The sequence below is a fragment of the Bradyrhizobium sp. RD5-C2 genome (assembly GCF_019972155.1).
In the GTDB taxonomy this organism is placed as follows: domain Bacteria; phylum Pseudomonadota; class Alphaproteobacteria; order Rhizobiales; family Xanthobacteraceae; genus Bradyrhizobium.
The window spans coordinates 112915-134688 of sequence record NZ_BOVL01000022.1 but is presented as its reverse complement, the minus strand read 5'-3'; the positions used below and the strand labels follow the sequence as shown (position 1 = coordinate 134688).

The following is a 21774-nucleotide window of genomic DNA, read 5'->3' as shown; positions in this document are numbered from 1 at the left end:
ATCAGTTCAAAGCTGTGATGCGCAGCATTTCGCCCTCGAGCCACGCCTGGGCGGGCCGGTTGCGCAAGCCGTCGTCGATTTCATCTGCGGTCTGGTAGTAGCCGTCGATGGCGAGCAGCTCGGCCTCGATCTTCTGGCAGAAGATCCGGGCCGCCGAATTGCCGTTGATGCCGGCCATCGCGCGGCCGCGCAGCGTGCCGTAGACATGGATCGAACCGCCCGCGACGATCTCGGCGCCGGAGCCGACCGAACCGAGCACGGTGACATCGCCCTCGGCAAACACGATCGACTGGCCGGAACGCACCGGACTCTCCAGCAGCAGCGACGGCAGCTTGGTCTTGTCCTTGTCTTTGTTCTTTTCCTGCGCCGGCGGTGTCTTCGGCTCGACATGGGTGATCGCGCAGGCGCGGCCGCCGGTCAGCAGCGGCGGCAGGTTGGCGCCGAGCTTGGATTCGTCGACACCCTCGATGCCGAGGATACGGATGTTGCGTTCAGCGAGGCTGCCGACCAGATGCGCGATCGCGGCCTGGCTGAGGTCGACCGCCGAGAGGTCCAGCACCACAGGCTTGCCGGTGAAGAAGCCCGGCGATTTCCCCAGCGTTCCGTCGATCTCGGCGAGCCAGGACACGACCGGCACGACCGGCGAGAAAACGAACGCAACGTAGGAACGGCCGCGCATGCGGACCTGCTGACGTGCCACCTGTGGAGTTGCGTCCATCGCCTCTGACTCGGTTGTCTTGTCGAATGGTTAACAATCGGACCGCATGGTTAATCAAAGGTTAACGGAAGGAGGTGTTTTCACGGATTTGAGAGGGCTGCTCCTCGGGCAACCGCTGTTGGCTGCGACCTGTTGCCTGAACGCATGATTCTGGGACCGGCGGCCCGGATCAACGCCGCGACGACGGCGATCGCTCGGCCTGCACCGATGCATCGAACACCGCGCGGCATGACGGGCTGAGCTGCTCGACCTGTGCGGCCATGCAGTCCCTGATCCGGCCACGGTCCGGAATGTAGGCACCGCACAGGCGGACCGCGTCACCCATGCAGGCCTGACGCTGCATCGATTCGTTCGGTCCGGACTGGGCCAACGCGGGCGCAATCGTCGCGGCGAGAAGCACGAGGGCAAGACGAAGTTTCATGGATCACTCTCTCACTGGCAGGTTGAAATGTTGGTCGAGACTGGATGTCACGACAGCGGCTCGCGGCCGTTGCCGGCGGGTTCGGCGCCGGCTTGCGACGGCGGCAGATGCAGAAGCGTTGCGATCGTCGTGTCGAGCAGCTCGGTCCACGCGGTTGCGGGATCGATCTCGGGCGCGATCTGACCGAGCAGCATCGGAAAGGACGGCGGCTGGTTGAGCGCGGCGTTGAGCAGCGCGAAGAACAGCGCTGGATGGCTGCTGCGGATGATGCCGGCATCGATGCCGGCCTGGAAAAGATCGCGCGCCGACTCATATGCCGGGCGCAACAGCTTCTCGGTTACCAGTGTGGCGCGCTCCGGGCTCTCGGCGCCGCGACGAACCACGAAGTTCCTGACATCCGGATAGGCGGCATAGAAGGTCGCGACCCGGATGATGAGCGCACGCAGCCGGTCGCCGAGTGAACGGCTCGCGTCGGCTGCGATCGCCTGCACCTCAGCCATCGCCGGTGTTGCGAGCGCTGCGATGCAGTCGAGACAGGCCTCCCACAGCGCGGCCTTGTTGCCGAAATGCACGCGCACGAGATTCGGCGCGACGCCCGCCGCCGCCGCGACGCTGCGCAGGTCGGCGCCGTCGAACCCCTGGACCGCGAAGGCCTCGGTCGCGGCGATCAGCAGCGCCTGCCGGCCGTCCGGCATGTCCTTGTTGCGGCGTCCCTTGGGCCTCGCAGCCAATTTCGCCACCAAATTACTCGGATCAGTCATCGTCACTCTTATATGTACGGCCGAACATATAAGAGCATGATCCGGCTTTTCAAGGCGTCGAGCCCCAGTCGGGGATTGATAAAAATGCGTTTCAAGTCATATGGTTATGCCTATTCCGCCTTGATGTTGGCCGACTTGACGATCGGCCACCATTTCTCGACCTCGGCGGCCTGATGGTCGCGCAGCGCGGTGGGGGTCTGCTTGTCCGGTAACGGGATCTCCTGCCCGAGCTCGGCGAAGCGTTGCCGAACGACGGGCTCGGCGAGCGCCGACATCACCGCCTTCGACAGAACAGACACGATATCGGCCGGCGTACCCTTCGGCGCCCAGATGCCATGCCAGTACGCAATATGGAGACCCGGCAATCCGGCCTCGTCGACCGTCGGAATCTCCGCTGCCGATGCCAGCCGCGATGATGCGGTCACCGCAAAAGCCTTCACAGTCCCGCTCTTCACCTGCGGCAGCGAGTTCGACGCCTGATCGAACATGATGTCGATATGCCCGGCCATCAGATCGTTCAGCGCGGGACCGGCGCCGCGATACGGCACGAAGGAAAAGTTGGTGTTTGTGAGCTGCTGGAAGAACACGCCGGCGACATGCGCTCCCGAACCCGGGCCCGCGGTGCCGGCGGTGGCCTTGTCGCCATTGGCCTTGAGCCAGGCAATCAGCTCCTTCAGATTCTTTGCCGGCAGATCAGGCCGACCGATGATGAGCTGCGGTCCGCTCGCGATCAGCGCAATCGGCGCGAATTCGCGCACGTCATATTGCAGCTGATAGATCGCGCCGTTGAGGCAATGCGTGCCCCAATGCCCGATCGTGATCGTGGATCCGTCAGGCGCCGCGCGCGAGGCGCGCAGGCCGGCGACCGTGCCGGAAGCGCCCGTGACATTCTCGATGATGACGGGATGGCCGAGGGTATTGCGCATGTATTCGGCGAGGATCCGCGCCAGCACGTCGGTCGGTCCGCCCGCCGCGAACGGCACGATCATCGTGATCGGGCGCGCCATGGTTTCGGCGCGCGCGCCGCGGGAAGCAAGCGGCAACGTCGCCGCGCCGAGCGCGAGTTGGAGGAATGGCCTGCGAGAGATGTTGGGCATGTGCGTTCCCCCTCGTCTGTCATAGAGCCGCTCGCCTAGAAGCTCCAGCCCTTCGACGTCGCCCAGTCCAGCATGAATTGCTCGGTCTCGCGACCGGCGTCGGCAAGCCATGCGGTGAAGTCGGCGATGGCGCCGGCGCTTTCATTGTCGGCGAGATAGAACGAACGGTACTCGCGCTTGCGCAGGCCGAGGTCGCCGAACGGAAGACAGAGCTGGCCCGCTATCAGCTCGTCGATCACGAGGAACAGCGGAAACAGCCCGATGCCGATGCGATCGATGGTCGCCTGCAGCGCGAAGAACATCTGCTCGAACCGCAGTGTCTCCTGATCCGCACTCATCTCGCCGCCGGCCTGGGCGAGCCAGCGCGACCAATCGTAGGGCTCGGTCAGATAGGTGATCAGGGTGTGATGCCGCAAGTCATCGGGGGTGGCGAGCCGCCCGCGGGTCAGCAGGTCGACATGGCAGACCGGCGCGATCAGCTCGGTCATGAAATGCTGCGACATCCAGCCGACCGGTTCGCCGACATTGCCGCGGATCGCGACGTCGAACGAACGGTCGTTGACGTTGAGCGGTCCGATCGAGGTGAGCAGCCGCAGCTCGACATCGGCGCGCATGCGCTGGAACGACGCGATGCGGCGGATCAGCCAGCGCATCGCGAATGTCGGCGGTGCGCTGACCCGTAGCACCGATGGCGAGCCGTACGCCTTCATGTCCATCGAGGCCAGCGCAAGCCGATCGAGGATCGCCGTGACCTCGCGATAATAGATCTGCCCGGCTGCGGTCAGCGTCAGTTGCGAAGGGGCGCGGCGAAACAACTTGACGCCGAACCAGTCCTCGAGAAGCGCGACCTGGCGGCTGACGGCGCCGTGGGTGACGAGCAGCTCTTCAGCGGCCTTGGTGAAGCTGACATGCCGCGCGGCCGCCTCGAATGTCCGCACCGCGTTGAGCGGTGGCAACTTTCTCATGATCGTGTCGCATCTCCGGAGAACTCAGGAGGATAGCGCGGAGGTGTCCGGATTGTCGAGGGCGCGGACGAACTGCGTACGGTCGAGGTCACCTTCCCAGTGCGCCACAACCACAGTGGCCACCGCCGTACCGATAAAGTTGGTCAGCGCACGCGCTTCCGACATGAAGCGGTCGATGCCGAGCAGCAGCGCAATGCTTGCCACCGGAACGTGGCCGATCGACCCTAGCGTTGCGGCGAGCACGATGAAGCCGCTGCCCGGCACGGCAGCTGCGCCCTTCGACGTCAAGAGGCAGACCACCACGAGACCGATCTGCTGGGCGAGCGACATCGGCGTGTCGGTGGCCTGCGCAAGGAACACGCTGGCCATGGTGAGATAGATGCAGGTGCCGTCGAGATTGAACGTATAGCCGGTCGGGATCACGAGGCCGACGGTCGATTCCGCACAGCCGGCGGCCTTCATCTTGTCGATGAAGCGCGGCATCACCGATTCCGAGCCCGACAATCCGAGCACCAGCAGCAGCTCTTCGCGGAGATAGCGGATCAGCTTGAAGATGCTGAAGCCCGCAAGCCGCGACACGATACCGAGCCCGACGATCACGAACAGCAGGCAGGTGAGATAGAACACCAGCATGAAGTGCGACAGCGCGACGATCGAGCCGACGCCGTACTTGCCGATGGTGAAGGCCATGGCGCCGAACGCGCCGATCGGCGCGATCCGCATGATCATGCCGATCAGGATGAAGAGGATGTTCGACAGTCTCTCGATCGCCTGCAGCACAGGCTTGCCGCGTTCGCCATAGCGTTGCAGGGCGATGCCGAACAGCACCGCGAAGAACAGCACCTGGAGCGTATCGCCGCTGGTGAACGCGCCTCCGACCGTCGACGGAATGACGTTCATCAGGAAGCCGACCACGGTCTGCTCGTGCGACTGCGTCACGTAGGAGGCGATGAGCCGGGAATCCAGCGAAGCCGCCGAGACGTGCATGCCGACGCCGGGACGCGCCAGGTTGATGACGACAAGGCCGATGATCAGCGCCGCCGTCGTGGCGATCTCGAAATAAACAAGGGTTTTGACGCCGATCCGTCCAGCCTTGCGCATGTCGCCAAGGCTCGCAATGCCGTGCACCACCGTGAGGAAGACGATCGGGGCGATCGCCATCTTGATCATCTTGATCAGCGCGTCGCCGAGCGGCTTCAGCGCCGCACCGACATCCGGCCAGAGATAGCCGACCAGGACGCCGAGCGCGATGCCGATCAGCACCTGGACATAGAGACGCGCATGCCACGGCGTCGCGACAGCGTCGAGACGGGCGGCACCGTCGTTGGTGATCGTGGACATGGGCGTCGATCCTCGGGAGTCTTTGATGTTGGCCGCGCGGGAGAGATCATCGGCAGGCGCCAATGCGGCAGCGGGGACGTTGGCGGGCGATTGCCCGAAGCGCAAACGAGTTAAGCTCAGGCAGCGTGACCTCAGCTCACAGGCAGGCGACGGCGGGACGCGGTTGACGGCGCGCCACGTGAGCCCAACTCACGCTCCGTCAGCATTACTCGTTTGCGGGCGCAGCCCGCTTTGACCGACAACGGCAGGGAAGCCGGTGGTCAGCCGGCGCAAGCTGTGAGGAACCACAATGAGCAGACTTTCGGTGGCGGTGATCGGCGCCGGCATGGGGGGACTTGCCTCCGCCGCGGCGCTGAGCCGCGCAGGGGTTGACGTGACGGTGTACGAACAGGCCCAGCGCTTCACGCGGTTAGGTGCCGGCATCCAGATCGGCTGCAACGCCATGAAGGTGATGCGGGCCTGGGACCTCGAGCCGATGCTGCGCCGTGAAGCGTTCTATCCGCGCTCCTGGAACAACAAGGAATACGACACCGGCGAGGTGCGCTTCGACATGGTGTTCGGTCCCGCCGCCGAGGAGCGCTATGGTGCGCCTTATCTGCTCGGGCATCGCGGCGACCTGCATGCGGCGCTCGCCAGCGCCGTACCCGACAACCTCGTTCGCCTCGATCACAAGCTAACCGCGATCGAGCAGCGCGCCGACCGCTCGGTGGCGCTGACATTTGCCAACGGTCACAGCACGACGGTCGACGCGGTGGTGGCGGCCGACGGCGTGCATTCCTTCGTCAAGGAGCGGCTGTTCGGCCGCGACGAGCCGAACTTCACCGGCCGCATCGCCTATCGCACGGTATTCCCGGCGTCGCTGCTCAACGGCTATCCGATCGACGACTGCACCAAATGGTGGGGACCGGATCGCCACATCGTCATCTATTATGTCAAGCCGGACCGCAGCGAGGTCTACTTCGTGACCAGCCAGCCGGAGCCTGGATTTACCGTGGAATCCTGGTCGGCCACCGGCGACGTCGTCGAATTGCGCAAGGCGTTCGAAGGCTTCCATCCCCAAGTCCGCCATGTGCTCGAATCCTGCCCGTCGGTGCACAAATGGGCGCTGGTCGACCGCGACCCGCTGCCGCGCTGGAGCGAGGGCAACATCACGCTGCTCGGCGATGCCTGCCATCCGATGACGCCATACATGGCGCAGGGCGCGGCGATGGCGATCGAGGATGCCGCGGTGCTGTCGCGCTGCCTCAGGGGCGTCGATCGCGACGGCGTCTCGGAGGCCTTCCGCCGCTTTGAGGCAACGCGCAAGCCGAGAACCTCGCGCGTGCAGGCGAGCTCGCGCACCAACACCTGGCTCAAGAACCCGACCGATCCCGACTGGGTCTACGGCTACGACGCCTGGACCACGCCGCTCGCCGAGCCGGCGCTGGCCTGACCTCAATTCAACCGGAGAAGACCATGACCGACGCAACCCCCCGCGGCGAGAAGTTCGAACGCGGCCTCAAGACCCGCCGCACCGTGCTCGGCGACGCCTATGTCGAGCGATCGCTGAAGGCGGCCGACGATTTCAACTGGCCGATCCAGAAGCTCGCGACCGAATATTGCTGGGACGAGATCTGGAATCGCCCAGACCTCGACAAGCGCAGCCGCAGCCTGCTCAATCTCGGCATGATCGCGGCGCTGAACCGGCCGCACGAGCTCAAGGTGCATATCCGCGGCGCACTCAACAACGGACTGAGCAAGGCCGAGCTGCGCGAGGTGTTCCTGCAGATCGCGGTCTATTGCGGCATGCCCGCAGGGCTCGACAGCTTCCGTATCGCCAAGGACGTGTTCGCGGAGATGGGCCTTGTCGATTGAACCGGCTCCGATCGAGATTGCGGCGTGGCCGGGCTTCGCCCGCCACGACGTACCGGGCAAGGCCGGACGACTCAGCGTCCGCGTCGGCGGCCCCGAGCGTGGCGCGCCGGTGCTGCTGTGCCATTCGATCCTGACCAGCAGTGCGATCTGGCATCGCGAAGCGCTCGCACTCGCTGCCCGCGGCCATCGCGTGCTCGCGCTCGACAGCAGGGGTCACGGAGAATCCGAGGCGTCGCGCGGCCCCTATGCCATGGATGATCTGGTCGCGGATGCGATCGCGGTACTCGATCATTTCGGTATCAGGCAAGTGCACGTGATCGGCGTCTCCCAGGGCGGCATGACCGCCTTCGGTCTCGGCGTGCGCCATCCGGACCGCCTGCTCAGCCTGTGCGTGATCGCCGCGCGGGCCGATGCGCCGCCACCCTTCGCCGCCGCGTGGGACGACCGCATCGCGCTGGTGCAGGCGCAAGGTATCGCGCCGCTGGCGGCGCCGACTGCCGAGCGCTGGTTCGGACGCGCCTATCTCGCGGCGCATCCGTCGATCGCGACCACGCTGCTCGATTGCATCAACGAGACCGCCCCTGAAGGCTTCATCGGCAGCGCCCGTGCGATCCAGTCCCTCGCCTATCTCGACGGCGTGAAGAAAATGCAGGTGCCGCTGACGATGATCGTCGGCGCAAACGACCAGCTCTTGGTGCAGCCGATGACGGAACTCGCGGCGATGCTTGGGTGCCGGCTGGCGATCATTGCCGACGCCGGACATCTACCGCAGGTCGATCACCCGGACGAGGTCGACGCCGTGATCGAACGGCACCTGCGCGACGTCGCTCGATCTGAATGACTCGCGGCCGCCTCCTAGCGAAAATATCGAAAACAACCCCATGCAAAGTACCAGGGGCCGCCGCACCTGTGACGTGAACGGCACGAGCTAGCCGTCGCGCGGCCTGGCCCCGCCGGCGCGCAACCCCACCTTGGGCAAATCCAGCGATCATCGGATGCCGGTCAGCCCCGACCACGGTCATCGAACTCGCAAGAAAGCGTCATCTCACCGTCAATTGACCGCGACAAGTTGTCGCGGCCAGCGCGGGCGATTCCAAACCTACCGAAAATCAGAGGGGCGAACTCATGAGTGGCTTTCGTGACTATTTCCTGTCAACCGCCGCGATCGCGGCGGCCATGCTGGCCTGCGGCGTCGCCGTTGCGCAAGCGGATGACGACAACGACCATTCGCAGCGACACGGCTACAAGCACGTCCTGCTGATCAGCGTCGATGGCATGCACGCCGTCGATCTGAAGCGTTGGGTCGAAAGCCGCCCCGGCGGCAACTTCGCCCAGCTCACCGGAAAGGGCGTCGTCTATCCGAACGCTTTGACCACTGCGCCATCCGACAGCTTTCCCGGCATGCTCGCGCAGGTGACGGGCGCCACGCCGAAGGGCGGCGGCCTGTTCTACGACGACAGCTATGACCGCACCGAATATCCGGCCAAGGCCTTCTATACCAGCCAGGGCCTTGGCGACCCCGGCTGCGTGGGCCCGGCGGGAACCGAGCTCACCAACTTCGAAGCGCTCGACAAGACCTACAATTACTCCAGCGGGCTGGTCGCCGATTACACCGCCGGCGGCACGCTGGGCCAAGTCTACACCCAGCTCGATCCGGATCACATGCAGCGCAAGCTGGTGAACGGCCAGTGCGTGCCGGTCTATCCCCACGACTACGTGCGCACCAACACGGTCTTCGAAGTCATCAAGGAGGCCGGAATGCGCACGGCCTGGTCCGACAAGCACCCGGCCTATGAAGACCTCGCGGGCCCGTCGGGCAAGGGCCTCGACGAGCTGTTCACGCCGGAGATCAACTCGCAGGACACCATCGATCCCGGCGCCCAGCCCGGCGACGACTACACCACGAGCTTCACCGGCGTCCGCTCCTACGACTCGCTGAAAGTGAAGGCGGTGTTGAACTGGATCGACGGCTATGACGGCTCGCGAACCCAGCGCCAGGCAGTGCCCGCGATTTTCGGCATGAACTTCCAGGCGGTCAGCGTCGGCCAGAAGCTCGCCAAGGCCGGCCACGCCGATGCCGACAAATCGCTTGTCGGCGGCTATGCCGACGGCAAGGCGACGCCCGGCAATGCGCTCACGCTGCAATTCCAGTTCGTGGACGACGCGCTCGGCAAGTTCGTCAACGAGCTCAAGACGCAAAATCTCTACGATTCGACGCTGATCATCGTCAGCGCCAAGCACGGCCAGTCACCGATCGACGTCAAGGACCGCGTGGCGATCTCCGACGCGCTGTACAGCAAGGCGCCCGGTTTCGGCACCAACGGCTTCGAGATCTGCGATGACGAGGCGCTGGTCTGGTTGTCGCCGGAGCTGCAGCAGGCGACCAATCCGGCGACCGGCCATCCCTACTACGCAGATGCCAAGGCCTACATCCTCGCCCACGCCGCCGATCTGCATATCCAGAAGCTGCTCGACCGCGACGAACTGACCAGGCTCTATGAAGATCCGTTCCACAACAGCCGGGTGCCGGACTTCATCGCCATCACCGATCACGGCGTCATCTGCACCGGCGGCAGCAAGCTCGCCGAGCATGGCGGCTTCTCCAAGGACGATCGCAACGTGCTGCTGCTGCTCTCGTCGCCGCACATCAAGCATGCGAGGGTCGTCGAGGAGACGGCTTTCACCACCCAGATCGCGCCGACGATCCTTCATGCGCTCGACCTCAATCCGCGCAGCCTCCAGGCTGTGCGTGAGGAAGGCGTCGAGGCCTTGAAGATCAAGTGAAGCCGCAAAGGAGCACTGGCTCCAGCGGCGCAACGCACCAAACGGCTTGCACCGGTACACCGTGACCGGGCAAGCCGAGCGGCCTGGCCCACATATCGGCGCCCCTATCGCGGGGCGCCGATGCTGTTTGTCATGAGCGCGTCAGGAGCCGAACTTCGCCCGCAGCATGGGGCCAAGGAGATTCGAGTAATCGTCCGTCCAGAGTGCGCTGGCCGAATCCGGCGACATGGCGGCCCAATGCCGGGCCGCCTCGCCCGCATCCTCGGGCGTGCGCGCAAGCATCACCACCCGGGACGCCGTCCTCAACGTGGTCATGACGTCGCCGGCGGGATGCCCTTCCTTGAAGAGTGCGATCAACCCCTGGGACTGCGCGATATTCGCCATGATCGGCGCGAGATCGAGATGGCGGTTGGAGATATGCACGAGAATGACCCCGTGCGTCGTCAGCCTCGACACATAGCCGGCGATCGCTTCACGCGTCAGCAGGTGGACCGGAATGCTGTCGGACGAGAAGGCGTCCAGCACGATCAGGTCGTAGCGATCGAGTGACGCCTGCAGTGTGAGACGCGCATCGCCGAGCACGAGGCCGGCCTTCGGCGCGCAGCGCGACAGGAATGTGAAGAAGGTTGGATTGCTCGCGATCCGGATCACCTCGGGATCGATCTCGAAGAACGTCCAGTTCTCTGCACCGCGACGGAGGCAGGCGAGCGTGCCGGTGCCGAGCCCGACGACCGCAACCCGTTCGAAGCTGCTGCGGGCACTGCGTGCCGCCGCAACTCCTTCAGCCAGCGGGCTGCCTGGATAGTAGTAGCTCTGAGGCTGAGGCGTTCCCACGACTGGCGTACCGTCGTCGTTCCGCAACCGCTCTGCGCCATGCATCGTGTTGCCGTGGTACAGCAGCCGCGCGCGGCCATCCGCGAGGTCGACCACCGTATGGACCCCGAAGAAGCTGCGCGCGGTCTCGATCGGGGCCATGCCCGGACGCCAGAACGTCGTCAGCATCAGGCCGGTGACCGCCAACCCGGCAAATGACACCGGCCGCTGGCGCAAAAATATCATGCCGGCCGCCAGCAGGACCAGCAAGGCACTGAACGACAGCTCGAAGGAGGCCGGCAACTGCAGTTGCGTCACGTACCAGACCATGGCAAGCGCGATCGCCACCGCCAACCATGGCAACGCCGTGATCAGCGTCTGGCGCGCACCGCCCGCGAAAATGCCGGGCAGCGCCAGCAATGCGAGCGCGATCAGGATCGGATATTCGTAGTTGCCGGAGAATAACTGCGGCGCCAGCAGTCCCGCGAAGGCGCCGCCCAGCACACCGCCGAACGAGGTGCACAGGAAGAACTCGGTCAAGCGTTGCGGGTGCGGACGCCGGGCATAGAGCTCGCCATGACAGAGCAGCGCCAACAGCGTGAACACGACGAGGTGGAGCACGATCGTCGTGACCCAGAACACCTTGGCGCCGACCAGACTGATCGCAAGGGGGGCCACGGCGAACGGAACGAGACGCACCACGGTCGCGTGGCTGATCCACGGCCGGTCGCGGAACACGACAACGAAGGTGAACAGATAGAGCGCCAGCGGAATAACCCAGAGAAAGGGCGCTGCCGCGACGTCGGTCGTCAGGTGCGCGGTCACCGCGATGACCAACCCGGACGGAATGGCCGCAAGCGCGATCCACTGCAGCCTGTCGGCCACGCTGACGACCGATGTCTCCGGCGTCGGCGTCACCTTCACGGCACCGTTGCCTCGTCCGAGCACGAAGGCAACCGCTGTGACGAGCAGCGCGAGGACTGCAAAGCCGAACGACCAGATACTCGCCTGCATATTCAGCGCCAGCAGTGGCTCGACAACGGCGGGATAGGCAAACAGGGCCGCGAACGAGCCAAGATTCGATGCGGCATAGAGCACATAGGGATTGTCGGCATCGCGATGGCCGCTTCCGGCGAACCAGCTCTGCAGCAAGGGCGCGCTCGCCGACAATGCAAAGAACGGCAGGCCGATTGACGCAGCGAACAGTCCGAACAACCAGAGCGCGGTTCCATCGGCCGGTGGCACACCCCAATTGGGCGCGATCGCAATCGGCAAGGTCATGGCCGTGACGGCGAGCAGGAGCAGGTGGACGAGGCCCGCGCGCTGCGGCCCGAACAACCGGCCGAGCAGATGTGCATAGGCATAGCCGGCGAGCAGGACGGCCTGGAAGAACACCATCGCCACCGACCAGACCGAAGGTGCGCCGCCGAGCTTCGGCAGCACCATTTTCGCGAACATCGGCTGAATCAAGAACAGCAGCAGCGCGGATACAAACACCGTCGCCACGCTGAGGAACGGCAGCAGGCGCGTATCATCGGCAGAACGCGATACCTCCGGAAGCGTGCGATCCGGCGCGTTCTCAAAAAGTGACATTCGTTGGCCCTTGCAATCTTTGCTTGCAAGGTAGTTAGCCGCGCCTAAGCAAGGGTTAATCGCAGTTCAGGGAGCGCGTATCGGCGACGGAGAAACAGTTTTGCCAATCGAACCTCCGCCGGTGCCCCGTCACCTCTTGTCCAGCGTCCCCTCAACACCGGAGCCAAACCGCACCCAGTTCTGCCCATCGAACTTCTGCAATTGCATTCGCTCGATCGGGTAGTGGTCACTTGGCGATGTCGTCAACGCAATATCCGGAAGAAGCATGTCGAGGTGAACCCCGTTCAAAGCCTCGGCCTGCCGCATGACGTTGGCGCGCGTCAGGTCATCCCCGCATTGCTTGAGCACGTCGACCAGCGCCTGCGCAGCGTTGTATCCATAGACCACGTAAGAGTTGTCCTTATCCTCGCCCGGCATGTGCTCGGCCATGAAATCGGAGAATCGCTTCAAGCCGGGGTCGTCCTTCCAGGCCGCATCCGCGGGGTCCTTGCTGTAGCCCGCGGTGATGATGTCTCTGGCGTTCTCGAGGCCGGCGGGCTTCAGCACGGCGCTGATCGACTGCGAGTTTCCATGCAGGATCTGCACCGGCTTCCAGCCGATCTCTGCGGCTTTCTTGATGGCCTGGGCCGCGAATTTCGCGGAGGCGAAATTGACGAAGATGCTCGCGCCGGAGAATTTCAGCTTCACGAGCTCGGAATCGATCGTCGGTGCGCTCGTCTCATACGTGACCTCGGCGACGATGTTGCCGGCCCCTTCGCCCAGACCGTCTTTCAAGCCCTTGATATTGTCTCGTCCGAAGTCGTCATTGGACGACAGCACGGCAATCTTTCCGTTGGGATAGTTTTCGCGCAGGTATTTCCCGTAGATGCGCGTTTCGCTCTGGTAGCTCGGCTGGAAACCCATCGACCAGGGATATGCCTTGTGGTCGCCGAACACGGTTGCGCCCGCCGCGATAAACAGCTGCGGTACCTTTTTGGCGTTGACATATTTGATGACCGACATGGTGGTCGGCGTACCGAGCTGATTGAAGAGCAGCAGCACCTCGTCGCTCTCGATCAACTTGCGGGTCTGCTCGACAGTCTTCGGGGGACTATAGGCATCATCATAGGAGATGAACTCGATCTTGCGGCCGTTGACCCCGCCCTGATCGTTGATCATCTTGAAGTAGGCGGCTTCGGTCCTGGCGATGATGCCGTTCGAGGACAGCGGTCCACTATAAGGAGCCGTGTTGCCGATCTTGATCGCTGTATCGGATGCGCCGGTATCGTAGCGCTTCTCCTCGTGAGCCGAGCCTGGCGCCGCAACGGCCAAGCCGATAGCGATCGTCAGCGCGACACCCAAACAAGCGGATCTCGCCTCGTGCGCGTGCCGTGGCATCTGCTTCCTCGCGATTTGGTTTTCGATCGGCAATCGGCCGGGCGCTACGCCGTCTTCAGGTCGAATTCGAAACGGGTTCCCCACGTCGTCAGCTGATCGATCGTCCAGACGCGCGGCCGTTGCGGAAATGCCTGGTGCCACGGCCGCGGCTCGAAAATATCGAGTTCTGGAACGAGCACGTCCATGTCGGAGTAGAGCTCGATCAGAAAGCGGCTGGGGTCGTAGTGATAGGAGGCGAGGTTGTGGCCCGCGGTGTGCCGCGACGGGCCCCAAAGCATCGGATGGCCTGTCGTCGCCAGAAAATCCGCCGCATCGTGATGCGCGGCGCGGCTGCGCAGCTCAAAGGCGAGGTGATGAACGCGCGCCTCCGGTGCCGCGATGATGTTGAGCACGTGATGATCGTGGTTGCAGGTCAGGAACGTGGCTATCCCCTCGAACCAATCGGTTGCACGAAACCCGATCGCGGAACAGAATTTGATCAGCTTGTCCGCCTCCGGTGCCATCAGGGCGACATGTCCAAGGCGCGTCGGAATGACGCCCGAGGTGCGGAAGCCGGGACCGGGCATGGCCATCTCCGGCACCAAATGAAGCGTGTGCCCGGCAACGACGACCTCCACCAGATCCGGAACGCCCGGCCGTGCGTCGCTCTTCCTTTCCGCAGAAAGTCCGAGATCACGCAGTGAGCGGATGGTCTCGTCGACCGCCTCCTGACCGATCCTGAGGCCCAGCGCGGTGAGGCGTTTTTCGGATGCCGGCTTGATCGTGATGTTGTGGTGATCGACACCGAGGCTGAAATAAATGCGACCGTCGGAGCCGCGCTCGGTCGGCGTTGCACCGATCACTTGATCATAATAGGCGAACTCCTGCTCAGCGGCAGGCGTATCGAGATCGACATAGGCGATTTGGAAAGCGCGGGTCATGGTTTTTCCTCCAGCGTCGCCGCGACGGCTTCTGCGTCGTAGCCATAAAGTCTGTTCATTGCCTCAGGACTGCCGCGTACGCCGCGCGTGGCGAGGACGTGATCCCGCTCGAGCTGCTGCGGTCCATCAGGCATGTGGAAGGTCGTGGAATTGGCGCGGGATCTCTCCTGCACCTCGGTCGCACGCGGCTTGCGCAAGGTGACGTAGGCCCGGAACGCGGACGGAATGTCGAAGGCTGCGTGTTTCAGGCAGGCCGCCAGCGCCGCGCCGTCCTCGATCGCCTGTGCGGCACCCTGTGCCATGAACGGCAGCATGGGATGACAGGCGTCTCCGAGCAGCGCGATCCGCCCTTGCGTCCATTCCGGAAACGGATTGCGATCGAACAACGCCCATTTGAACGTCTCGTCCACCGCGTTGAGGATCGTCGCAAGCTGCGGATGCCACCCTTCATAGATCTTCACGGCATCGGAGATCGAACCGCGGTCGGACCATTGCTCCCGCGTCCACGTCGCCGCTTCGCTCACCGCGACAAAATTCAGAAAGCGCCCGGCGCCGACGAAGTAGTGCACAAAATGTCCACCCGGCCCCACCCAGTTCGTGACATCGAGCGGCAGGTCGAGATGCGCGACGCGTTCCACAGGCGCGAGCCCGCGATAGGCGATCTGCCCCGAGAACCTCGGCTTTTCCTCGCCGAACAGACACTCGCGAACCCTGGAGTGGATGCCGTCGGCCCCGATCAGGAGATCGCCGCGCGCGGACGTGCCATCCTCGAAATGCGCGGTCACGCCGCTGTCGTCTTGCTCGACATCGACCAGACGGCGTCCGAGCTTGATCTCCTTGGGGCCGAACGCGTCCGCCAGGAGGGCGATGAGGTCCGCCCGGTGAAAATGGTAGTAGGGCGAACCATAGCGGTGCTCGAGGACGTCGCCCAATTCCTCGCGCCCCAGCACACGACCGTCCTGCCAGCGACGAAACACCACCGCGGCGGGACGCACAGCGGCGCGCGCCATGGCGTCGCCAAGCCCGTAGCGGCGGAGCAGCCGGGAGGCGTTGGGGCTGATCTGGATGCCTGCGCCGACCTCGCGTTGCGCCATGGTCTGCTCGAACAGGGAAACGTCGAGACCAGCCCGGCGCAGCGCAATGGCGACGGCCGTGCCGCCGATACCGGCGCCGATCACCAGCGCATGCAGCCGCTTCACCGCGCGCCTCCCCAGCCGAGAGCGGTTGCGAGGATCGCGTCGGCATTGGGCGCCTTGCCGTCCGTACCGCGCCACGCGATGTGATGGTCGGGGCGCACCAGCAGCATGTCGCGGCCATAGACGCCCTTCAGATCGGGCTCGTCGAGTTGTAGGATCGACAGCGGGATCCGTCGTCGCGCCGCGGCATCGACGAAGGGTGACAGGTCGGCGCCGCGGAAATCGATCAGCGTGAAGTGCGTACCGAGCCGATCGTACAGCGCCGTCCCGTCCTTGAGATATGTGCTGGGCAGGCGGGCACCGGGCGTGGTCGTCGGCTTGTAGACGACCGGATCGAACGGAAATGGAGCGGCGTCGCCGCTGGCGACGATCGGCGATCCCTCATAGACAAAGCCGTGTTCGATCCCGAAACATTCGTTCTCTGCGTTGCCGAGTCTCGCAAGCTCGGCACCGACTTCGGCGCGCCGCACGGGATCTTCGCTGTTGTCGCCTTGCAGCAGGTTTCCGTAGGCTTCGGCAATCTGCATCCGCACCTGCATGTGGCGGCCGGACGCGTCGCGATTTCGTGCGGCGACGGGGCGCCGCTCGACTTCGTACGAGGCAAGGAGACCGAGCCCGCCGAAACCTTGCAGCGTTGCAGCCAGTTTCCAGCCGAGGTCGATGGCGTCGCCGACCCCGGAGTTCATCCCGTAGCCGCCGGTCGGAATGAACTGATGCGCGGAGTCGCCGGCGAGCAGGACCCGTCCCTTGCCATAGGATTCGGCGACAAGGAGATGCGGCGTCCATGCATTGGCGACCAGGATCTCGAAAGCAAACGGCCGGCCGGCATAGGCCTCGACGAGCGCGCGTGGATCGAGCTTGCTCGCATCCTGCCCGGGCAGCACGGGAACATGCACGGTCCAGATATCATCATCGTTCTGCGCAATCATGGTTCCAAGCGGCGACTGGTAGTGCCAGGCGACACCCCAGCGCTGCAACAGCTCGCGCTCGGTCGATCGAAAGTGGATCATGTAGAGCTCGCCGACGCGCGACTGCCCCTCCAGCGCGATATCCAGTCCCGCGCGAACGCGGCTGGATCCGCCGTCGCAACCTATGAGATACTGGCAGCTTACCTGCTCTTGCGCGCCACTCCCCTGCTCTCGCAGTGTCGCGACGACGCCGTCGTCCTTCGCTTCAAAGCTTTCAAAGCCGACGCCGAACCGCACCTCGACTTCCGAACGGGTGTCGATCGCCTGCTTCAGAACAGGTTCGATCTCGACTTGCGAAACGCGCATCGGCGGTTCGAGCGGCTGAGTGCCGTCGTTCCTGGTTCGGCTGTGCTTTCGAAACTCGCTCGGGGTCATGTACCGGAAGCGATGCAGCTCATATCCAGCAAGGCTCGTGATCCAGGAGACATCGAAGGGATGATCTTCCGCTACCGCGACCTTTCGCAACGCGTCCGACAGGCCAAACCGGCGGAACAGCTCCATGCTGCGGCTGTTGGTGATGTCCATTTTCGGGTGGCGGGTCGTCGTCGCATTCCGCTCGACCAGCATGGAGCGAATGCCGAAATGGGCCAGCACATTCGCAAGCGTCATCCCGACGGGACCGCCACCTGCAATCAAAACCGGAACCGATTTCATTGTTTCCTCCCATAAGGACCGGCGGCGGATTTTATGTTGTTGCCGCTCACACACCACGCCGGATCAAGAGCTGGCCTGATCGACTCCCTCAAACCCGGCGACTGCGCGTATCGACCTCGGCCAGGCTTTCATCCTCCTGGCGATCGATACGACGTCCGTTCGCGGCCGCGCGCAGCGACACCGGCGAAGGTCAGGCAGCTGTGCGTACCGCATCATCGCCCTCTTGCACGATCGGATTGCGGAGTACCCCCAATCCCTCGATCTCGATCGCGCAGACGTCGCCGGGCTTCATGTAGAGCGGCGGCTTGCGTGCTGCGCCGACGCCGGACGGCGTGCCGGTCACGATCAGATCGCCCGGATACAACGTTATACCCTCGCTGATCAGCGCGACGAGTGTTGCGACGTCGAAGATCAGGTCGGAGGTCGATGTCTTCTGCATCACCGTGCCGTTCAAGCGCGTCTCGAGCGTCAGGCTGCGGGCGCCGGGCGGAAGTTCGTCGGCTGTCACCAGTGCGGGTCCGAACGCGCCGGTGCCGTCGAAGTTCTTGCCCATGGTCCATTGCGGCGTCCGGAACTGATAATCGCGGATCGTGCCGTCATTGAAGATCGAATAACCGGCGACGTGATCGAGCGCCGCGGACTGCGGGATATGGCGGCCGCCGCGCCCGATGACGGCGACAAGCTCGCCTTCATAGTCGAGCGCTCCTGAAACCTTCGGCCGCACGATCGGCGCACCGTGCCCGACGAGGCTCGACGAGAACCGGCCGAACAGCGTGGGGTAGTCGGGTTGCTGGATGCTGCTTTCGGCGGTGTGGTCCGCGTAGTTCAGTCCAACGCAGATGATCTTGCCGGGTGAGGACAGCGGAGGAAGGAAGCTCACGGCTTCCGGATCGAGCGGCTCGCCCGTGAGAAGAGCGGCTGCGAGATCCTTCAGTCCATCATGCCCGCCGGCAAGGGCGCGCTCGAGCCGGCCATGCGCTGCGCCGTCATCAAGTCCCCGATATCGACCGGCCGGATCGGCCACCGCGAGGCCCCGCCTCGCGTTTCTTTCGTAAGCGATGAACCGCATGGGGTGTTTCCTCCGTGTTCGTCTCCTGTAACACGTAAAATGCATATTGCAAATAAAAATGCATAATCCTGAAATAGTGCATATTTTGAATGACTCGGATCACCCCTTTTGTTATGGCTAAGCCCATGGAATCACCGACGAGTCTGACCCACGGGGCCTATGCCAAGCTTCGCGCCCAATTGCTGGCGTGCCGCTTCGCGCCCGGAGAAAAGCTGAAGATCGACGATCTGTGCCGCCGCTTCGAGGTCGGCTCGAGCGCCGTGCGCGAGGCACTGTCGCGGCTCGCATCAGAAGGCTTTGTGGTCAGCGAACCGCAACGCGGCTTCCGCGTGGCGCCATTGTCCGTCGATGCGCTGAGCGACCTCACGAATGTTCGATGCAGCATCGAGGAACTGTGTCTTCGGGGTGCGATCGAGAAAGGCGGGATCGAGTGGCAGACGCAGGTGGTCGCCGCGCTGCATCGCCTGTCGCACACGCCGGTATGGGCAGATAAGGCCGCGCGGCGCTACAGCGAAGAATATGCGCGGGCGCACGAGATTTTCCATGAAGCGCTCGCAGCGGGATGCGGCAGCCCCTGGCTGCTTCATCTGCGCGCGACGCTTTACAATCACTCCGAACGCTACCGCGCGTTTTCCGGTCCTTTGTCCAAGGTGGACAGAGACCTGGACAGGGAACATCGGGAGATTGCCGAGGCCACCTTGGCGCGGAACAGCGAACGCGCCGTCACGCTGATGAACCAGCACTTGCAGATGACCACGAAGGTCATCCTCGATTCCGTATTGGCCGGCGAGCCGGCTCCGGAATCGGCAAAGGCGAGACCAGGCGATGCTCACCTGCCTGAAAGCCTGCCGCGCAAACGCGGCGCGCCGGCCTGACGCGGCATCGACGGCGGGGTCCGCATACGCGCATCGCTTTTCCGTGACGATCCTGCGCCGGAGCGCTATGCTTTAGCGGAATCCTCCGCCGGCCCAATCGCCGCCCGCCAGACTGCAATTGCAGTCTCCACGAGTGAATTCGATGCAGAAGTCACCCGCGCTTGAAACGGATCAGGGCTTTGCCCGAATGAACGTGCCGGACGTTCGGATCAACTACGATCCGATCGATCCAGACCAGTTCGACCGGCCGATTGTCGCCATGTCCATCGAGACAGGTCAGGGGAATGAGGAGCTGCCGCTCCATTCGCACAGAAAGGGCCAATTGGTGGTGGCCTCTCATGGATCGGTCATGTGCCGTGCGCCGGGAGGACTGTGGATCGTTCCGCCGCAGGGTGCGGTATGGATACCCGCCGGAGTCCTGCACAGCAACTGCATGTCGGAGGCGAAAAAGGTCTACGTCGTCTTCATCGATCCGCAGGCGAGCGCGCTTCCGACCACTTGCTGCACATTCACGATATCGTCGCTGGTCCGCGAGCTGATCCATCGATTGTCGGTATTCCCGCCGCTGTACCCGATCGAGGGACCGACAAGCCGACTTGGGCGCGTCCTGCTCGACGAACTGGTCCAGATGTCGACCGAACAGATGTACCTGCCGATCTCCGCTGACAGCCGGCTTCAGCATCTGGCCGCATCGCTGCTCGATGATCCGGCCGACCGGAGTACGGTCGACGAGTTGGCCGCCCGATACGCCATGAGCGAGCGCACCTTCGCACGGCTGGTGTTGAAGGAAACCGGAATGACATTCGGGCGCTGGCGACAGCGCCTCCACATCCTTGTCGCGCTGCAGCGACTATCGACCGGATCTTCCGTCCAGGCGGTCTCGCTCGATCTGGGCTATGAAACGCCGAGCGCCTTCATCACCATGTTCAAGAAGACAATGGGCAAGAGCCCTCGTCGCTTCCTCGCCGAGCGGTCGAGCTTCGTCAGCCATGAGCCGTTCGAATAGGCAGCAAGTTGCGGCTTCGTATCCTGAAGCCGCGGCTGGCAATGCCCTATCTCGAATTAAACGGCACCAGCGGGTACTGAAGGGTCGCTTCGGCCACGGCTTGCGGCGCCACCACGCGGGGCTTGCCATTCTGTCCCTGCAGCAGGGTCACATCGCTTCCCATATTCTGACCACTGGCATCGAACTTGATCCTGCCGCTGGACATCAGGATCGGCGTCATATCGGTCGCCTTGAGCGCGGCATGGATAGCCACCGATTCAGATGAGCCGGCGCGGCTCACGGCGTCCGCAACGATCTGTACGGCTTCGAACGCACATCCTGAATTGGCGTCAAGCCAGTCGTTTGGATAGTCGGCTGCGAATTGCTTGAGGATCGCCGCGGCGTCGGGAGCCTTCGGGTTGGACCACAGCGTCGACAGGATCGCGCCGTCGCCGTATTTGCCCAATGCGTCGTAGTATGCCTTGTCTTGCACGCCATTCGAGTTCGGCGAGAAGATCAGCTTGGGATTCCACCCCTGCTTGACGCACTCCCGGATGATCATGATGGCATCGTTGACGCGCGTCACCGATATCAGCGCGTCGGCGCCCGAGGCTTTTGCCTTGGCCACCTCGACCGAGAGATCCCTCGCCTTCTCGTCGTATGGGATGTACTGGGCGATCTTCAGAGGCACATCGACCTCCTTCCAGGCCTGATCGATGCTGGCCGCGGTCGATTGCCCCATCGTGTTGTTGAGATGCATGATGGCCGCGCTCGTCGGCACATCCTTGAGCGGCGACAACAGCGACTTCAGTTCGATCAGCGACTTCCTGACGACCGTCAGCGACGTCGGATAGTAACGAAAGACCTGGGTGAAGCCCTGCGAAGTCACCTGGGTCGCGCTCGCGATATGCACCACCATCGGCACTTTCGCGGCCTCCGCCGCCTGCAATGCAGATATGGTTGCGCCCGAGTCCCAGGCTCCAATGAGCACCGTGCAGCCCTGCCGGATCAGGTTTTCGGCCGCAATTCGCCCGTTTTCTGGTCTGCTCTGCGTGTCGGCATGGATGATTTCCATGTCTATTCCGAATTTCTCCTTGGCGAACTTTGCGCCGGCGTCGATCCCGCGCACGCAGGCCTGGCCGGGAAACGCCAGGACGCCGCTGCTCGGATTGATCGCGCCGACCCGCACCTTGCCGGGGAGGTTTGCCCTTGCCGGCCACGATACGAGCCCTGCTGCAGCGCCCACGCCACTGCCGAGCAATGCACGACGCGTCAGGCCATTTTCGTTGCTGATCCTCATGTGACATTCCCCTCAGTCGACTGCGTGAATATTGCGGCGATCGAATCAAGAAACTCGATGACGGGCGGCGCACGCGACACGCG

At 63.8% G+C, this 21774-nt stretch carries 19 protein-coding genes; 6 read left to right on the top strand and 13 right to left on the bottom strand.

Translation table 11 applies throughout. The features are described from left to right. Position 1 precedes the first annotated feature (1 nt). The 6 genes from minC to BraRD5C2_RS29385 all read right to left on the bottom strand — a co-directional run bounded on the left by minC (position 2) and on the right by BraRD5C2_RS29385 (position 5303). On the bottom strand, positions 2-718 hold the full coding sequence (gene minC / locus BraRD5C2_RS29410) for a septum site-determining protein MinC (protein ID WP_223974599.1): 717 nt from the start codon (positions 716-718) through the stop codon (positions 2-4). A gap of 169 nt (positions 719-887) precedes the next feature. Further along, on the bottom strand, positions 888-1139 hold the full coding sequence (locus BraRD5C2_RS29405; RefSeq protein ID WP_223974597.1) for a hypothetical protein: 252 nt from the start codon (positions 1137-1139) through the stop codon (positions 888-890). Between the two features lie 47 nt (positions 1140-1186). After that, positions 1187-1900, bottom strand: coding sequence for a TetR/AcrR family transcriptional regulator (locus BraRD5C2_RS29400; protein WP_223974595.1), 714 nt, complete (start codon positions 1898-1900; stop codon positions 1187-1189). Positions 1901-2010: 110 nt separating this feature from the next. Next, on the bottom strand, positions 2011-2907 hold the full coding sequence (locus tag BraRD5C2_RS29395) for a tripartite tricarboxylate transporter substrate-binding protein (RefSeq protein WP_223974974.1): 897 nt from the start codon (positions 2905-2907) through the stop codon (positions 2011-2013). Positions 2908-3032: 125 nt separating this feature from the next. After that, positions 3033-3962 (bottom strand): LysR substrate-binding domain-containing protein, encoded by a 930-nt coding sequence (locus BraRD5C2_RS29390; RefSeq protein WP_223974593.1) that lies wholly within the window; start codon positions 3960-3962, stop codon positions 3033-3035. A 24-nt stretch (positions 3963-3986) separates the two neighbouring features. Further along, positions 3987-5303, bottom strand: a complete 1317-nt coding sequence (locus tag BraRD5C2_RS29385; RefSeq protein ID WP_223974591.1) for a dicarboxylate/amino acid:cation symporter — start codon at positions 5301-5303, stop codon at positions 3987-3989. Between the two features lie 289 nt (positions 5304-5592). On the opposite strand from BraRD5C2_RS29385, the gene BraRD5C2_RS29380 reads away from it, so the two are divergent. The 4 genes from BraRD5C2_RS29380 to BraRD5C2_RS29365 all read left to right on the top strand — a co-directional run bounded on the left by BraRD5C2_RS29380 (position 5593) and on the right by BraRD5C2_RS29365 (position 9941). Beyond that, positions 5593-6735, top strand: a complete 1143-nt coding sequence (locus BraRD5C2_RS29380; RefSeq protein WP_223974589.1) for an FAD-dependent monooxygenase — start codon at positions 5593-5595, stop codon at positions 6733-6735. A gap of 23 nt (positions 6736-6758) precedes the next feature. Further along, positions 6759-7157 (top strand): carboxymuconolactone decarboxylase family protein, encoded by a 399-nt coding sequence (locus tag BraRD5C2_RS29375; protein ID WP_223974587.1) that lies wholly within the window; start codon positions 6759-6761, stop codon positions 7155-7157. Next, a complete protein-coding gene (locus tag BraRD5C2_RS29370; RefSeq protein ID WP_223974585.1) occupies positions 7147-7998 on the top strand; it encodes an alpha/beta fold hydrolase in 852 nt (283 codons plus the stop codon). Before BraRD5C2_RS29375 ends, BraRD5C2_RS29370 begins: the two co-directional genes overlap by 11 nt. A gap of 284 nt (positions 7999-8282) precedes the next feature. Further along, on the top strand, positions 8283-9941 hold the full coding sequence (locus tag BraRD5C2_RS29365) for an alkaline phosphatase family protein (protein ID WP_223974583.1): 1659 nt from the start codon (positions 8283-8285) through the stop codon (positions 9939-9941). Between the two features lie 141 nt (positions 9942-10082). Here BraRD5C2_RS29365 and BraRD5C2_RS29360 read toward each other — a convergent pair whose 3' ends face one another. The 6 genes from BraRD5C2_RS29360 to BraRD5C2_RS29335 all read right to left on the bottom strand — a co-directional run bounded on the left by BraRD5C2_RS29360 (position 10083) and on the right by BraRD5C2_RS29335 (position 18531). Beyond that, positions 10083-12347 (bottom strand): fused MFS/spermidine synthase, encoded by a 2265-nt coding sequence (locus BraRD5C2_RS29360; protein WP_223974581.1) that lies wholly within the window; start codon positions 12345-12347, stop codon positions 10083-10085. A 129-nt stretch (positions 12348-12476) separates the two neighbouring features. Beyond that, positions 12477-13724, bottom strand: coding sequence for an ABC transporter substrate-binding protein (locus BraRD5C2_RS29355; RefSeq protein ID WP_223974973.1), 1248 nt, complete (start codon positions 13722-13724; stop codon positions 12477-12479). A gap of 44 nt (positions 13725-13768) precedes the next feature. Further along, entirely contained in the window at positions 13769-14644 is an 876-nt protein-coding gene (locus BraRD5C2_RS29350; protein WP_223974579.1) for a VOC family protein, read from the bottom strand. After that, positions 14641-15843, bottom strand: coding sequence for an FAD-dependent monooxygenase (locus tag BraRD5C2_RS29345; protein ID WP_223974578.1), 1203 nt, complete (start codon positions 15841-15843; stop codon positions 14641-14643). Before BraRD5C2_RS29345 ends, BraRD5C2_RS29350 begins: the two co-directional genes overlap by 4 nt. After that, on the bottom strand, positions 15840-17462 hold the full coding sequence (locus tag BraRD5C2_RS29340) for an FAD-dependent monooxygenase (protein ID WP_223974577.1): 1623 nt from the start codon (positions 17460-17462) through the stop codon (positions 15840-15842). The genes BraRD5C2_RS29345 and BraRD5C2_RS29340 overlap by 4 nt, the downstream gene beginning before the upstream one ends. A gap of 190 nt (positions 17463-17652) precedes the next feature. Further along, a complete protein-coding gene (locus BraRD5C2_RS29335; RefSeq protein ID WP_223974576.1) occupies positions 17653-18531 on the bottom strand; it encodes a fumarylacetoacetate hydrolase family protein in 879 nt (292 codons plus the stop codon). A 125-nt stretch (positions 18532-18656) separates the two neighbouring features. Between BraRD5C2_RS29335 and BraRD5C2_RS29330 the strand changes: the two genes are divergently transcribed. Together BraRD5C2_RS29330 and BraRD5C2_RS29325 are read left to right on the top strand one after the other, a co-directional pair. Further along, on the top strand, positions 18657-19406 hold the full coding sequence (locus BraRD5C2_RS29330) for a GntR family transcriptional regulator (RefSeq protein ID WP_223974575.1): 750 nt from the start codon (positions 18657-18659) through the stop codon (positions 19404-19406). 142 nt (positions 19407-19548) lie between these two features. Next, complete coding sequence (locus tag BraRD5C2_RS29325) at positions 19549-20412, top strand: AraC family transcriptional regulator (protein ID WP_223974574.1); 864 nt, start codon at positions 19549-19551, stop codon at positions 20410-20412. A 46-nt stretch (positions 20413-20458) separates the two neighbouring features. Here BraRD5C2_RS29325 and BraRD5C2_RS29320 read toward each other — a convergent pair whose 3' ends face one another. Then, a complete protein-coding gene (locus BraRD5C2_RS29320; RefSeq protein ID WP_223974572.1) occupies positions 20459-21652 on the bottom strand; it encodes an ABC transporter substrate-binding protein in 1194 nt (397 codons plus the stop codon). Positions 21653-21774: the final 122 nt, after the last annotated feature.